Here is a 14,724-nt window from a genome sequence, read left to right on the forward strand (position 1 = left end):
TACAAAACAAGACAAAGAACAACCACACGAACTCCACCCCGTCGTTCATAGGTCAAAACTTCCCAATGAAGTCTCGTCGCAACAACGTCGTTAGAAAGGTGGCATGAGCCAAGTAGAGAAACACGGCCGCGGTGAGCCATGCCAAAACGCGTTCACGGCGAGAACGATAGATCCAACCAAGGACGAGCAACGAAAGACCAATTGCAAGTCCATTGCCGATGAAAACGTAGGCCGGCCAACTGACATCCGGAACTTCAACATTTCCAGTCGAGCGACGTGGCACGAAAAACATGGTGCACGCCAGAGACACAATCGCCGAGACGATCGTCACGACAGGAGAGACAAACAGTGCACAGACAAGCAAGCGTTCATTCTCGTATTTCATCGATGGATCAGCCACTGAATTGCGACCTCGAACATGCAAAAAGTTTCCACAAACCACCTGGATCGAATCCCACAACCACAGTCACAATCACATCCACTAAGGCCAGCCCACATCACCCAACAAACAACGAAGACAGGTGCGCCGAGGGCCTGGCGCAAAAGGCCTGTTGCGTACCCGTCAATTGCGGGGCGGTCCAATTTTGGCAGTCAGCATTTGGCGGAGACGCAAGTCATCGTCTGCGGACAGCGTGCGTCTCGGAATGACCGAGAGATCACGTTTGCCGTGGTACATGATGTAGAAATCGTTGTCGAATAGCCACGACTGATAGATGGACCATTGAAGGGTGGAGTCGATGCTTCTGGTTTTAAAACCGATTCCGTCCTCCGCAAACCGAAGCGAGTACTCATCCTTCAATTTCGGTTGCGAACGATAGAGGATGGAGGGCAACACGAAGAGGGCATACGCGACCATCGAGAGCAATACGACGCCAGCCACCAACAGTGCCCACGCGGTCCATCCACCTGATGAGCGCATCACCAAGAAGATGCCGCCCGCCACTGCCAACAGTCCAGCAACCACATCCCGCCCAACGTTCAGCGCCGAGCGGTAATGCCGCTTCATTGCGAGAATGTACTCGTCGCGAGTGAAGGTAAACGTTGTGGTTACAGGTGAATTCATAGCAAGTCGAGGTCGCACAACGAGGAACTGGACAACAACATGCCGTCCAGTCGTGTGGTGAATTCCCAAATTCTACCGGACATGGATTGCTGGATGGCGGTTGTGCTCATCAGTGACTTGCCGTTCTCGTTGCCCGCGCGTCGACTCCTGTGCCGCTAATCGGATGAGTGCCGCCATACCAAGGTACGTTGCACTGATCGCCAAGATGATTTGGTGGGTGCGGCGATTCGCCTGGCCGACGCTCAACTTTCCTTCATAGCGACGTCCCCATCAGATCCTGACTGCCATCGATGTCACCTACTGCCAGCCCGAAATTACTCTTCAAGTGGACTGACCTGATGGCACGACCCGAACCAACTCGTCGAACCAGTTCGCGATTCAACTGGAGCTGTCGATGCATCTCCTTCGGCTGGACGACGCGTTCGGTCGGAAGAACGGAAACTTAGCCCCCCGCCTCATCCGTGCGCTAGGCAACCTCGCGTTCTTTTTGAGCATCCCTGCGGGTTTTCTGATCAACGTTTTTCGTCCGAAATCAACAGACTTCGCACGTGGCAAACGAAGAACTTTGGACAGTTCAGCAATTCGCCAAATATAGACTTGGCCGTCGCAGTAACGCAGTGAATCCAGTCAGCTGTAATCAAACCTTAGGCGAGACTGATCCCCGCAGTCATTCCATGTTGTCTATGGACCACGAACAAACCCGCCGGGTCGATCTGAACGGTCCGCCCGTTGCTTAACGGAGCGTCCCAAGACCGCGTTTTGCTGCGAGACCACCAATGAACTGGCTCGGTCCGAAGCGACCATCCGCGATGGCGTGCCCGTCATCCAATCAACGAAACAAACAACCTCTTGCCGTTTTGTTGTGGTCGCGCATTCAACTTGTTCTTCATCCATGCCTACTGAAAGGGAAATCTGGTGAGCATCACTCGATACTCGATTTCACAAACTCGCGCCGCATTCACACTTGTCGAACTGCTCGTGGTCATCGCCATCATCGGCGTCCTCGTCGGGCTTCTTCTACCAGCGGTTCAGTCCGCCCGGGAAGCCGCTCGTCGGATGCAGTGCAGCAACAACATGCGGCAGTTGGCGCTCGCCTGCCACAACTACGAAAGCAGCTACAAGCAATTTCCCGCATCAGCCGATAACCGCGATTTCGTCGGTGTCGGTCGGACTTGGATTCGAGGCATCTTGCCGTACGTCGAGCAGTCCGCTTTGGATACCGATGACTTGATGCTTTACGGTCCAACCTTCGACGCGGATGCCATCCTTACCGAGGTGCCAATGCTGAATTGCCCTAGCGACCCGTTGTCGCAAACGCCAGTCAATGTCGGCTTTGGCAGCACCGTGATCGCCACCAGCGCCGGAACCAACTACTTTGGAAATGCTGGCCACTATGGTCGCTCGTCCAATCAGTATCACGGAACAGACGCCTCCGGTTTTCGCGGTTTTCCGGCCGCGTTTCAGTTTTCAGCAGACGGAATGTTCCATAGCCAGGGATCAGCATTCGGGCCTGTTCGATTCGCGTCGGTGATCGACGGAACAAGCAACACGTTGCTGATTGGTGAACGCGGACTCTTCCCCGCCAAAGCCGGGTCGGTGCAAACCGGGGGTTGGTTGACGACCTACACCGGCGCACCATTTGGAATGGGACACTCAGTTCTTTGCTATGACTCGCCCGATGAAGCAGGCGGTGGATTTGTGCCCTACTACGGCTTTCCCGTCAATTCGGACGGCGTTGGCGGCATCTTGGACGACGAAGATTTGACTGGCGGCTTGGGAAATCTTCCCGACAACGACGAGCACTTCTTTTTCAGCTACCACCCCGGCGGTTCACACTTCGTTATGGCCGATGGCTCGACCAAATTCGTCACGTACTCGATCGCCCAAGATGTGCTGACAGCATTCCTGACCAAAGCAGGTCACGAGGTCAACACTTATCAGGAATAGCTCGAACGCACGGATCGTTCGCTATCAAATCCCCGTTATCCGGGTATCGATCTAGCGAAACGCAAGCTTCCTGGCGTCTCTTTTTGAACGCCAGTCTTTCCCTTACTTCGAACACGTTTCTCGGCTACCACACCAAATCCATGTTACCAATGACTTCCGTCCCAAATTGCCTTCGTGCTGTGTTGCTTCTCGGTTGTTTGAGCACCTTCGTCGCCTGCGGTCCATCGGGCATCTCTCTTTCAGGTACCGCGACGATTGACGGATCGCCAATCGAGAAAGGAAAAATCAGCTTGGTTCCCAAGGCAAACGTTGACTCACCAACAGCCATGGCACCCATCATCGATGGCAACTTCACGATCCCGCCTGAGTCGCAACTGCGTGAAGGCGAATTCGATCTGCGTGTCAGCGTTACCGCTGACCGAACGCCCAAGGCTCAATTGACATTCTTGAAAGGAGGCAACAAAGCGGCCGTGGGCACTGCCATCAACCAAGCTCTGAAAGATGCCCCGCCATCCGAAGAAAGTTTCACATCCGATTTCGAGGTGACCGGATCGGACGATGAAATCAAGCTCGAGTTCAAACGCGAAACGGTTCCAGCAAAGCGGCGATAGAAGCCTCGCCATTCAAACCCTGGCCTTCCGTCAGGATAGGCCACGCCATTGCGAGTTCGCTCAGCTCAGTGTCGAGCGAAACGAGTGCAGCATGAACGCCCAGCGTATAAATTGGACGTTCGCCAAGCCACCAGCAACTGAACTGGAAAGTCGCTTCGCTTAAAACGTCTTCTTCGATGGCAAGTTCGCTCTGTCTGATGTTGATGGAGACAAATTTTCATTAGCCTCAGGCACGCTCGCATCGTTGTTTCGCGAAGCAAGTTGAACCTCGAGCCCAAACCGTTCGACACGATCCCACTTTTGAATTCGCACCATTGATCCCGCATCCAAAGTTCCATCGATTGCCCATGCTCGTTCGTTGCCTTCTCGCGTACCTCACCCTCGCCTCCGCCACTTTCATCACCGCGGCGGAGTTATCCGTCGTTCCTTTGCCGACCAAAGTTGAGCCGACCGGCGGCGCCGCCCTAATTCTGCCAACCACAATCACCGCAAAGTCACCGCCAATTCCGGGCTGGAGCGATCATCTAGAGATTTTTGGCGAGCATCTCGGACGCATGACTGCCGGGAAGCATCAGCTGCAAACTTCAGACGAAAACGATTCGGTGCTGCTGGTATCGCACGCACCAAAGCTTTCGCCGGAGGCCTACACGCTCTCAATCAATCAAACGCGAATTCAAATCGAAGCATCATCGATCAAAGGTCTCGCACACGCCACGGCGACACTCTTGCAACTGATCGGCGGGAACCAATCCAGCTCGATTCCTGCGATGCGTATCGAAGACGCCCCGGAGCTGTCGTATCGCAATTTCATGATCGATATGGGACGCAATCCTCACAGCGTCGCATTGTTGAAAGAGACGATCGACCTGCTGTGGTTTTACAAGATCGATTCCGTGCAACTGCACCTCACCGATGACCAAAGAATCGCATTCCCTTCGACCGCCTTTCCCAAACTATGGGACGGTAAAATCACACGGTCGGAATTTAAAGAACTTGAACGCTATGCGGTCCAGCGAGGCGTGACGATCATCCCCGAGCTAGAAGTCCCCGGCCACTCGGAATTGCTACGACGAAACTATCCCGAGGTCTTTGGCAAAACGGGGACAGACCTCACGAAGTCACCCAAGGCAATCGAAGGTATCAAAACGTTACTGGACGAGATGATCGCCCTCTTCCCGTCTTCCCCTTTCATTCATATCGGTGGCGACGAGGCGTTTGGTGTTCCTGAAGACTTGCAGCGTGATCTGATCAACGAATTGCACGCGCACCTGAAGACTCGCGGCAAAGAAACATTGGTCTGGGAAGGCCCCGCTGCCGGCTCAGGCGATAACCGAGTCCATCCGGATGTGATCCATCTGAACTGGCGAACGATCAACTATCCCGCCGACCAAATGGTTAACAATGGACACCGAGTCATCAACGCTTCGTGGGACCCGTTGTACTTGGTCGACCACTACCCTCGAACCAATTTCACGATGACGTCGCCCCAGCACATCTATGAAACGATGTCGCTGACGACGTACAAACATGTGAATCCCCAAATTCAAACCTATTCGAAACCGATCGAGGTTGATCCGACCGACAAACTGATTGGTTTCTGCATGCCATGGTGGGAAGGTCGTGAAGAGAACTTTGTCCAGCAAACCTTTCCACGATTGATCCCGTTTGCTGAAGTCGCGTGGAATCAGCAGATCGAACGTGACTACCAGGATTTCCAAGAGCGCACGTCGCACACCGAACTTGCTCGTATGGCCGGGTTCTATCCGGTATCCGTTGAATCAACACGAATGCTCCTGGATCAAGATGGCGTATTCGATCAATCGACGCAGGTGTCACTTCGAATGCGAACCAGCAACAGTGACTCAGCGCAAACTGAGGCAGAAATTCGCTACACAACCGATGGGTCGGAACCAACGAAGGATTCGACTCTGTATCAAGAGCCATTCACGCTCACAGACGATGCAACCATTCGCGCGACCGCATTCATCGCTGGTGCACCAATTGGCCACGGAAGCCGACAAAACCTGACATTGGTGAACGGCCATCCCAACCTTGCGTTGAACAAACCAGTCACCTCGAGCACAACCTCGGGACCGCCGTTTTCGGTTCAAAGAATCACCGATGGTGGCACGAACAACCTCGATTTCTACTTGGGGTACCCCGCTGACCCTGACCCGATTCTATTGACGATCGATTTGGAAGACGTTCAGTCGGTCGAGCGAGTCAAAGTGTTCGCCTACAGCGTTTCGGGCTCCTTTGAAAAGTACAGCATCGAAACGTCGACCAACGGAGTCGACTTTGAAGAGGTCGCGTCACGGCTGGAGAAGCCCGAAGACCCAACTTCTCCGGTCGAGCATCGTTTTTCGCCACGGCAAGTTCGCTATGTTCGTATCCGAACGCATGGCAACAAGGGCTACGTCTTCGATTCGTTCTCAAAAATCGTCGAAGTGCAAGTCTTCTGAGACCGTTGCACCCATTTGCGAGCCGCAGGTTCCGTCACCGCTCGCACTCCAATCATCAACCTGTGCAGGGACATGGCACTTTCATACGTCGACTACGCGATCATCATCGCGTTCTTTGTCATCACAACCTCGATCGGACTTTTCGCGAGCCGACGGGCGGGCAAGAGCTTTGCCGAATACTTCCTCGCTGGCGGTCAGATGAGTTGGTGGATGCTCGGCATCTCCATGGTCGCAACCACCTTCGCCGCCGACACACCCAACTTGGTCACCGGCATCGTTCGACGCGATGGGGTCAGCGGCAACTGGGTGTGGTGGGCCTTTCTGCTGACAGGTTTGTTGACCGTGTTCGTCTATGCACGGCTATGGAAACGCAGCGGTGTATCGACGGACCTTGAATTTTACGAACTTCGATACAGTGGCAAGACAGCCGGATTCCTTCGCGGATTTCGTGCGATCTATCTGGGAGTCATCTTCAACTGTTTGGTCATGGCCAACGTCATTTTGGCCGGCATCAAACTGGGTGGCGTCCTGGTCGGAGCAACGCCCATCCAAGTCGTTCTGATCACCGGTATCGTCACCGTTGTCTACACGTTGCTGGGAGGATTGCGGGGCGTGATCTTAACGGACTGCTTTCAGTTCGTTGTCGCCATGTTCGGCGCGATCGCGGCGGCGTACGTGGTATGCAACTTGCCCGAAGTCGGCGGTTTTCCCAACCTGCTTCAACACGAAGAAGTCCGTTCCAAGACCGCTTTGCTGCCCGACTTCAGCGACATGGACGCGTTGATACCGCTGATCATCATTCCGTTGGCCGTCCAATGGTGGAGCGGATGGTACCCGGGGTCGGAACCTGGCGGAGGCGGCTATGTCGCCCAGCGAATGCTGGGTGCACGCAGCGAGAAAGATGCGACATTGGCAACGCTTCTGTTCCAAGCTGCCCACTACGCCTTGCGGCCATGGCCATGGATCATCGTGGCGCTCGCATCGATCGTTGTGTTCCCAACCTTGGAAAGCATTCAGGTGGCTTTCCCCGACATCGATCCACAGATTGTCCAAGATGATCTCGCCTATCCAGCGATGCTGACCTTCTTGCCAAGTGGTTTGCTGGGAATCGTGATCGCCAGTTTGATTGCTGCGTTCATGTCGACGATTTCAACGCATTTGAACTGGGGTGCGTCATACATTGCACACGATTTCTATCGACGATTCGTGAATCCGGACGCAACCGAACAACGCTTGGTTGCAACAGGACGCTGGGCGACGGTCGGATTGATGATCGTCGCCGGCGCGGTTGCGCTGACACTGGAAAGTGCGATGGAAAGCTTTGGCATCATCCTTCAAGTCGGTGCGGGCACCGGGCTAATCTACATCCTGCGATGGTTTTGGTGGCGGATCAACGCGTTCACAGAAATCACCGGCATGGCGGTCTCATTGGCGATCGCAATGTTCTTCAAATTTGGATATTCGCACACGGGGCTGCCCGAACTGAACTCATGGCAACAGCTTTTGACCGGCGTCGTCATCACGACCACGTCGTGGATGCTAGTCACTTTCCTTTCGCCGCCGACCGACCGAGAAACGCTCAAACGATTCGTCTTAAAGATCCGTCCGGGCGGCGTGGGATGGAAGTCAATCCGCGAAGAGTTGGCAGAAAGCGGAACTCCTGTCGAAACAGGCGATTCAATCACAGCGGGATTGAAAGCCATGATGGCATCGACGTTCCTGGTCTATTCCGCATTGTTCAGCACGGGGTACTTGCTCTACCAATCGTGGGTCTGCCTAGCGATCAGCCTGAGTGTGTGCGTCGTATCGGCGATCGCATTGTGGAAGACTTGGCCGTCGCTGAACATCGGCGGGCCAGCAAATGCATCTGACCAGTCGTGATGAACTACGGTGCAAAATGGCCGATCGCGAAACAGGCAATTGTCACTGCTTCGCTTTCGATAAAACGTCCGCCAACTCGTTCAAGTCTTTGACGATCACGTCGGGCTTTTGAACGTTGGAATACAAAGTCGCACCAGACCGTTTCACAAAAGCGGTCTGCAATCCAACGTTCTCTGCACCAGCCAAATCCCAGGCGTGGGCGGCTACCATCAGCACCTCGCCGGGCTGAACACCCAAGTCATCCAGAACCATCTGGTACGTGTCAGGGTGAGGCTTGTACTTCTTGATTTGGTCGATGCTATACCGTTTCTCGAACAACTCGGTGAGCCCAGCGTTGCTCAATTGCGTCTCCACGCCAACCTTCGAAGAGTTCGTCAAACTCACCAATCGAAAACCTTGATCTGAAAGCCGTTCCAATCCTTCGCGAACGTCTGGGTGAACGGGCAACGATCGCAAGGAATTGACGATCGCAGCCTTCGCAGATTCTTGATCAAGCTCAATCCCTTCTCGCTCGGCCACCATCATCAACGCGGCCGTTCCAATTTCACCGAAGTCGTGGTACTCGCCCGAAAGAGTTTCCACCAGCGAGTAGTGCAACATATTCGAAAACCAAAGCGGCAGAAGGTCTTCTCGACCATTCAGAGCCTCGCCAACCGACTCCTTCAGCCCCGCGAGATCAAGCAACGTTTCATTCACATCAAACACGATCACTTTGGGAGCTGGTATCATCGAGTCCTTCTCAGTTTGGATCACGGCGGACGATTGCTTGGCGTCTTCAGCAGTAGTTGGAATTTCTTGCGCATGAGAAACATTCGCGAATCCAGCCAACATCAAAGTGGGCAAGATAAAAAGAGATGTTCGAATGGACATGAAAGCACCAACAGGAAATCGATAGAAGAGAATACGCGCAACGCTTATGTAGTCGCTCGCTGACTTCTGAAATGAGTTTCGCTTTGGGAGAACCGCCGGATTCGCTTCCAACGCACATGTCGCGCCGTGTGATTCGTTGTCGTTCAAGAAAGCATTCTTTCGGCCTGATCCGCGACCTGTTTCAACGCGGTTTCTGCAAAGACACCTCGCCCAAGAACTCGGATACCAACCAGCATCGCAATCAACGCTTTCGCGGTCGGTGCAGGTTCGACGGTTGCGGGAATGGCTTCCAATTTCTGTCCACGGCGGATCGATGCTTCGAAGAAGTCCAAGATCTCCTCGAAAGCGGCCGACACCATTTCTTGGACCTTTGATTCGTGTCGGGAATAGTCCAAAGCGGTATTCACCAAGAAGCATCCCCGTTTACATGGATCCTCACACGAATCCTTCACCACACCATCAAAGAACAGCAGGATCGCCTGTTTTGGATCGTCGACAACTTGCAAACGCGCCAAGATTGATTGTCGTGTGGCTTGGTCGTATCGCAACAACGACTCGACAAACAATTCATCCTTGCCATCGAACGCGTTGTACAGACTGCCGCGTTGAATTCCGGTTGCGCGAGTGATGTCCGAGATTGACGTGGCGGCATATCCCTTCTCCCAAAACAGATGCATCGTCCGCTCAATCACGTCGGACTTATCGAATGACTTTTCCCAGGGCATTGCTGTTCCTCGTGCGGTGGACTCAATTCGTGTTGCCCAGCTTGATGGCGAGCATTGACTGTTAATCACCAACTTGCAGTCATCAAACCACTCGTTTGACGGGCCGATTCAAAGCGTTCAAAAATGCGTTGACAGCGAAAGCCTCGCAGATAGAATCGCCGACGTCCGAGGTGACCGACTTGGTTTCTGCCAAGTCGGTGAACAGGGAACTCCGGTGAAATTCCGGGACGGTCCGGCCGCTGTGTGCCGCCAGAGATCTTCCAAGCGAAGTCTCATTGTTTGCTTTTCTACTTAGCCATTGCTCGTGCTTTCGCGTTTCGACGTGATCGTGAGTGAGAAGGCCATGAGCAAACGAAATGGTGGTGAGTCAGAAGACCTACCTCGTACAAGACGTTTCGGTGCCTTCTTGGATTGAGGCGAACGTTGCAACGTGAATCGGCAATGATGCAGAGTTCTTGTTTGAACTTGCAATGGTCGACACGTTGGATTTCCGTCACCAACTTCTGAATCCTATTCCCGACAAACGCGTTTTCCTACGCAAATCGTCTCGCTTTCGCGTTGCAAATTTCAGCAGCGGACGTGGAGTCTTCGAGGAGAATATGCGCCGTCGGAATTCGATTCAAAGTGGATCCCATTTCGAATTTCACTCATGTTCCTGCTTCCCTCAATTCTTCGTTTCCGCTCGCGAAATCTAATCAAAGCCCCCCAGTCCATATGCAGCACACGCGATCGCTTCCTGGTCGCTTTCACACTTCTATCGCTCTCGCAGATTGCGGCATCGCCCGCGAAAGCTGATGTGGTCGTTGGTTTTGAGAGCCAGGACCTAGGGAGTTCGGGTGTCTACAACGGACCTGTTCCAAACGCTGACGTGGTTCCAGGTGCCTATGGAGGAAATGATCACATCGGTGTTTTCTCCGCCGATGGTGTCGACTTTTCAAACAGCCACAATGACCTATACGGAAGCTGGAGCGGCTTCGCGGTTTCCAATCACACCGATACTTCGACGCCGGGATACTCCAACCAATTCAGTGCCTATGCAGGTTCTGGCTCGGGCGGATCCGACAACTACGCGGTCGCATTTGGCTACACCAATTCCACGCCGACCAACATCAACACGTTAACTGCCTTGCCAAGCATTTATCTGCCGGACGGGGAACAAGCCAGCAGTGCAGACATAACCAACGCAACGTACGCTGGTTTGTCGATGCGTGATGGAGACTCGTTTGCCAAACAATTTGGTGGCGTTGCGGGATCAGACCCTGACTTTTTCAAACTTTCGATCTTTGGGATCGATGCGAACAACCAAATTCTCGACACAACGATCGATGTGTTTTTGGCTGACTTTCGATTCACCGATTCTCTTCAGGACTACATCTTGGATGACTGGGTGACGATCGATCTCAGTTCGATGTCCGATGCAAGAAGTTTGCACTTCAATCTTTCATCCAGCGACGTTGGACCGTACGGAATGAATACGCCTGGCTACTTCGCGTTGGACAACTTCGCCACCGTGACCGCGGTCCCCGAACCAAGTTCCCTCGCGATTATTGGAAGCGTGTTGCTGGGAACGGTCATCCGGCGACGTCGGCGTTTCAAACGCGTGCAAAATTCCACCGGGAAGGCACTCGAATGACCTACGTCACTCCTCCGTACGTTGCTTCAACGAACCATTCTCGGCGGCCACGATCGCATTGAATTGGGAAATGAGCTTTTCATCGCCGAGCCGACGCAGATTTTCTGCCAACGCAACATTGTCGGCGATGCGAACAAAACGCTCGTACTTGACCTTCGTCTTCGCTTGGTCCGTCTCCGATTCATCAAGCAATTCGCGATACCTCGGGTAGTCCGGGTGATCTTCAATCGCTTCGACAAACTCGTCCTGGCGACTGGTCAATAACTCGATAGATACCGGGTTCAGCACGTTCGCAAGCTCGGGCCATTTCCGTTCCAAGTCGCGTGTGATCCGCCGACGCAAACCTTCTTCGGGTGGCGAACGTCGGCGGCGTCGACTCGAACCTCGGTTTTGATCGGATTGCGTCGTCTTCCAAGCGTCGGTGATTCTTTGATCTCCGCTTAACTCCAGTTGCTCGGACAAACCTTCCAAGATTGCTCGTTGTGAATGAGTCGCCAAGCTCAGGATCAACGCATATGACTCATCGTTCCTCAACAACTTGGGATCATCTTCATCGAAGAAGCTATGAATACTCAAAAACTCGCCCGAACTCATCACGGGCAAATCGATCGTGTCGGCGGTGATCACCGTGTACGCATGTGCTTCATCAAATGAAACAACACCATCGCCGTTGTAGTCTGGACGTTCGATCAACCGTCCGGAACGGTTTCGACCTGATAGTGCCGCCCAAAAGTAGGTGCTGTATTCGACGTAGCTCGCCTCATCGACTTCGGGCGTGCATCCCGATGCGGGACGATCGTGAACCGTTGCGAAGAAGCCGATGCGATTTTGGTCGGACAAGCCCTGGTCGGGATCTCCTTCCTCGAAAATGAACCTCGCAAAACCGCCCGCATGACACTGAACCATGATCGCAACGACATCGACACCTTTGGGCAATCCATCCAACATCTCGACAAACTCAGTCATGCGAATCGCACTGTTGTTCCAAGTCGCGATGGTCGTGTCATAGGGTGATTGGCGATCGCTGCTTCGACTGCCGTGAGCAGTGACATACACGTAGAGCCGGTCGCCCGATTTCATGGTCTGTCCCACACCACGAAACCATTTCCGGATGTTGTCCGGTTCGGTGCTGCCCTTCACATTTGGAATGTTGTGGTTCCGGTAAGACAGCCCCAAGTCGTTGCTGCTACCGAAGAACTCCGCCATCAACCGATTGGCCTTGGGAACCGAACTCGGATCCATCACCTGAAGGTCTTTCCCGACCGCATCACCATCGGAAAAGAAGATGTCGTTGTGTTCGCCCAAAACGCCTTGTTCACCGAGAGCACGCTGCGCAAACAACACGTTGTTCTCAAGCGATGCCTGGTTGCCGGACGGAGAGTAGCCGCCACCAATTGTCAGAAAGAAATCTTCCGCACCGACAACGGAGCAACATCCCAAAAGTAGAGCTGGCACCAACCAGCAAGAAGATCGACTCATCTGAGGTAACAACCATGGTCGCGGGAGCACGATGCCAACCGGAGTTCAGTCGACAAAGCCCGCAGTTTACCAGGCAGACCATCCTCGGTTTGTATCTTCTTTACAGCTGCCGCAACCACGTCTCCAGCACCAGCAGATTCCACAACCGGTAGCCGTGATTTTGCTCGCCGGTTTCGTGACTGCGGACCAGATCCGCGATCGCCTCTGGACGAAAATACGCGTTGATCCGAGCATCCGACGCCAACATCGTGTCGTGGACCAACGGCTTAAAATCTTCACGAAACCATTGCCCGATCGGGATACCGAAACCCATCTTGGGTCGCGTGAAGATCGATGAAGGTATCCGGTCGCCAAACGCATCTTGCAGAATCAGTTTGCCGCGACGACCTCGGAATTTGTGTTCGACGGGCATCGATGCCGCCAACTCAACAAATCGGTGGTCCAACATCGGTTGGCGGACTTCTAATCCGTGAGCCATCGATGCGATGTCAACTTTGGTGCACAGGTCACACGGAAGATACGATTGGATGTCTGAGGTTGATGCTCGCGTGACAACATCGCGTCCTTCACTGCGAGCCCAAACGGATTCCAAGAAATCGACCGGATCGTGGCCCGGCAACGTCTGAACGAACTCGTCGTTGTACATCGACGCTCGCATTGATTCTGGAAAGATCTGAAGCCAATTCATGTACCGCCGAACAACGGGTTGGTCGATCGCTTCTAAGAACCGCTTGGCACGACGAATGACGGAACGACGACGATTGGAATCAGGCAATCGCTGAACCAGTCCAATGCCGGGCAACTTGTTCAGCGGAAACAGACGAGCAATTTTTTGACTCATCCACAACGCCCGGTAACGTTCGTATCCAGCAAACAGTTCATCACCACCATCGCCAGACAAAGCCACCGTCACACTTTCGCGAGTTAGCTTGGACAGGTACCAAGTCGGAACGGCTGATGAATCGCCGTAAGGTTCGTCATAGTGCCAAACCAGCTTCTCAAGAATATCGATGCCGCTGGGTTGAACCTCAAACCGAGTGTGGTCGGTCTGCAGGTGCTCCGCGACTTGGGCCGCGTAACGAGTCTCATCGAAATCTGCGACGGGGAAACCAATGCTGAACGTTCGCAGTGCCGTGTCGGTGTGATCGCCCGCCAAAGCCGTGATCAACGACGAATCAATGCCGCCGGACAAGAAAGATCCCAGAGGAACGTCGCTTCGCATTCGCAGACGAACGGAATCGGTCAACAGATCACGAACTTTCTCGATCGCTTCCTCTCGACCGAGCGGACGTTCGATCGATGGATCGAAATTCCAATATCGTTCCACCCGCAACCCACGCTCATCCAACACCGCGAAGTGCCCCGGCGGCAGTTTGTGCACGCCTTTAAAAATCGTGCCGGGATGCGGGATGTATTGATAGGTCAAGAACTCGTCGATCGCGTTGGGATCCACCTCTTCGCAGACACCGGGCACCAACCTCAACGCCTTCAACTCACTGGCGAAAACCAAACGCCCATTCTTGTAGGAATAATACAGAGGCTTCTGACCAATCCGGTCGCGAGCCAGCACGATTCGATTGCGTCTGGCATCCCAAATCGCGATCGCGAACATTCCGTTGAGCGACGAAAAACACTCGGTGCCGACGTCTTCGTAAAGGTGAACGATTGATTCACCGTCGCCCTGGGTTGCGAATTGGTGGCCGGCACCCTGCAAGCGTTTGCGAAGCGTTTCGTAGTTGTAGATCTCGCCATTGAAGACCATTCGGACCCGGCCGTCTTCGTTCGAAAGCGGTTGGCGTGCGCCTTCCACGTCGATGATTGATAGCCGTCGGAAGCCCAAGCCGACGCCCATCGGACGCCCCGTCGCGTCGCGATGTTCCGCGTCCATCCAGGTCTGCGAATCATCCGGACCACGATGAGCGATTTCGTTGGTCATCCTGGACAACAGATCGGCACTGATCGCTTGGTCGTCGCGTTGCCAGAGTCCACCGGTAAAACCGCACATAGAAAACGAGAGGGCTAAAGTCAGGAAGGAATTTCAAATGACGGGGTG

At 53.8% G+C, this 14,724-nt stretch carries 11 protein-coding genes and 1 riboswitch; of the genes, 5 read left to right on the top strand and 6 right to left on the bottom strand.

The window, feature by feature from the left end; translation table 11 throughout:
- Positions 1-52: 52 nt before the first annotated feature.
- Positions 53-385 (bottom strand): hypothetical protein, encoded by a 333-nt coding sequence (locus B2R17_RS01450; protein WP_286762551.1) that lies wholly within the window; start codon positions 383-385, stop codon positions 53-55.
- A 177-nt stretch (positions 386-562) separates the two neighbouring features.
- Complete coding sequence (locus tag B2R17_RS01455; RefSeq protein WP_286762552.1) at positions 563-1,063, bottom strand: YcxB family protein; 501 nt, start codon at positions 1,061-1,063, stop codon at positions 563-565.
- A 915-nt stretch (positions 1,064-1,978) separates the two neighbouring features.
- On the opposite strand from B2R17_RS01455, the gene B2R17_RS01460 reads away from it, so the two are divergent.
- The 4 genes from B2R17_RS01460 (at position 1,979) to B2R17_RS01475 (ending at position 7,964) form a co-directional block, all read left to right on the top strand.
- Complete coding sequence (locus tag B2R17_RS01460) at positions 1,979-3,010, top strand: DUF1559 domain-containing protein (RefSeq protein WP_286762553.1); 1,032 nt, start codon at positions 1,979-1,981, stop codon at positions 3,008-3,010.
- Between the two features lie 140 nt (positions 3,011-3,150).
- Positions 3,151-3,621 carry a hypothetical protein gene (locus B2R17_RS01465; RefSeq protein WP_339887642.1) on the top strand — a complete coding sequence of 157 codons (471 nt, stop codon included), beginning with the start codon at positions 3,151-3,153 and terminating at the stop codon, positions 3,619-3,621.
- 347 nt (positions 3,622-3,968) lie between these two features.
- Positions 3,969-6,083 carry a family 20 glycosylhydrolase gene (locus tag B2R17_RS01470; RefSeq protein WP_286762555.1) on the top strand — a complete coding sequence of 705 codons (2,115 nt, stop codon included), beginning with the start codon at positions 3,969-3,971 and terminating at the stop codon, positions 6,081-6,083.
- A 72-nt stretch (positions 6,084-6,155) separates the two neighbouring features.
- Positions 6,156-7,964, top strand: coding sequence for a sodium:solute symporter family protein (locus B2R17_RS01475; RefSeq protein ID WP_286762556.1), 1,809 nt, complete (start codon positions 6,156-6,158; stop codon positions 7,962-7,964).
- Between the two features lie 42 nt (positions 7,965-8,006).
- Here B2R17_RS01475 and B2R17_RS01480 read toward each other — a convergent pair whose 3' ends face one another.
- Together B2R17_RS01480 and B2R17_RS01485 are read right to left on the bottom strand one after the other, a co-directional pair.
- Positions 8,007-8,834 (bottom strand): haloacid dehalogenase type II, encoded by an 828-nt coding sequence (locus B2R17_RS01480; protein WP_286762557.1) that lies wholly within the window; start codon positions 8,832-8,834, stop codon positions 8,007-8,009.
- Positions 8,835-8,977: 143 nt separating this feature from the next.
- Positions 8,978-9,559, bottom strand: coding sequence for a TetR/AcrR family transcriptional regulator (locus B2R17_RS01485; protein WP_339887645.1), 582 nt, complete (start codon positions 9,557-9,559; stop codon positions 8,978-8,980).
- Between the two features lie 151 nt (positions 9,560-9,710).
- A riboswitch (cobalamin riboswitch) is annotated at positions 9,711-9,957 on the top strand.
- Positions 9,958-10,208: 251 nt separating this feature from the next.
- Here B2R17_RS01485 and B2R17_RS01490 point away from each other — a divergent pair.
- Positions 10,209-11,192: a DUF4465 domain-containing protein gene (locus B2R17_RS01490; RefSeq protein WP_286762559.1), complete on the top strand. Its 984-nt coding sequence runs from the start codon at positions 10,209-10,211 to the stop codon at positions 11,190-11,192.
- A gap of 6 nt (positions 11,193-11,198) precedes the next feature.
- Here the strand turns inward: B2R17_RS01490 and B2R17_RS01495 are convergent, their stop codons facing one another.
- Complete coding sequence (locus B2R17_RS01495) at positions 11,199-12,671, bottom strand: hypothetical protein (protein ID WP_286762560.1); 1,473 nt, start codon at positions 12,669-12,671, stop codon at positions 11,199-11,201.
- Between the two features lie 100 nt (positions 12,672-12,771).
- Positions 12,772-14,676 (bottom strand): asparagine synthase (glutamine-hydrolyzing), encoded by a 1,905-nt coding sequence (asnB, locus tag B2R17_RS01500; RefSeq protein WP_286762561.1) that lies wholly within the window; start codon positions 14,674-14,676, stop codon positions 12,772-12,774.
- Between the last annotated feature and the right edge of the window lie 48 nt (positions 14,677-14,724).

The sequence above is a fragment of the Rhodopirellula sp. UBA1907 genome, from assembly GCF_002337565.1.
Lineage (GTDB): Bacteria > Planctomycetota > Planctomycetia > Pirellulales > Pirellulaceae > Rhodopirellula > Rhodopirellula europaea.

Excerpts from the sequence above, each read along its gene's own strand:
- B2R17_RS01450 (WP_286762551.1), bottom strand. The coding sequence starts at position 385 with ATGAAATACGAGAATGAACGCTTGCTTGTCTGTGCACTGTTTGTCTCT.
- B2R17_RS01455 (WP_286762552.1), bottom strand. The coding sequence starts at position 1,063 with ATGAATTCACCTGTAACCACAACGTTTACCTTCACTCGCGACGAGTAC.
- B2R17_RS01465 (WP_339887642.1), top strand. The coding sequence starts at position 3,151 with ATGTTACCAATGACTTCCGTCCCAAATTGCCTTCGTGCTGTGTTGCTT.
- B2R17_RS01470 (WP_286762555.1), top strand. The coding sequence starts at position 3,969 with ATGCTCGTTCGTTGCCTTCTCGCGTACCTCACCCTCGCCTCCGCCACT.
- B2R17_RS01475 (WP_286762556.1), top strand. The coding sequence starts at position 6,156 with ATGGCACTTTCATACGTCGACTACGCGATCATCATCGCGTTCTTTGTC.
- B2R17_RS01480 (WP_286762557.1), bottom strand. The coding sequence starts at position 8,834 with ATGTCCATTCGAACATCTCTTTTTATCTTGCCCACTTTGATGTTGGCT.
- B2R17_RS01485 (WP_339887645.1), bottom strand. The coding sequence starts at position 9,559 with ATGCCCTGGGAAAAGTCATTCGATAAGTCCGACGTGATTGAGCGGACG.
- B2R17_RS01490 (WP_286762559.1), top strand. The coding sequence starts at position 10,209 with ATGTTCCTGCTTCCCTCAATTCTTCGTTTCCGCTCGCGAAATCTAATC.
- B2R17_RS01495 (WP_286762560.1), bottom strand. The coding sequence starts at position 12,671 with ATGAGTCGATCTTCTTGCTGGTTGGTGCCAGCTCTACTTTTGGGATGT.
- asnB (WP_286762561.1), bottom strand. The coding sequence starts at position 14,676 with ATGTGCGGTTTTACCGGTGGACTCTGGCAACGCGACGACCAAGCGATC.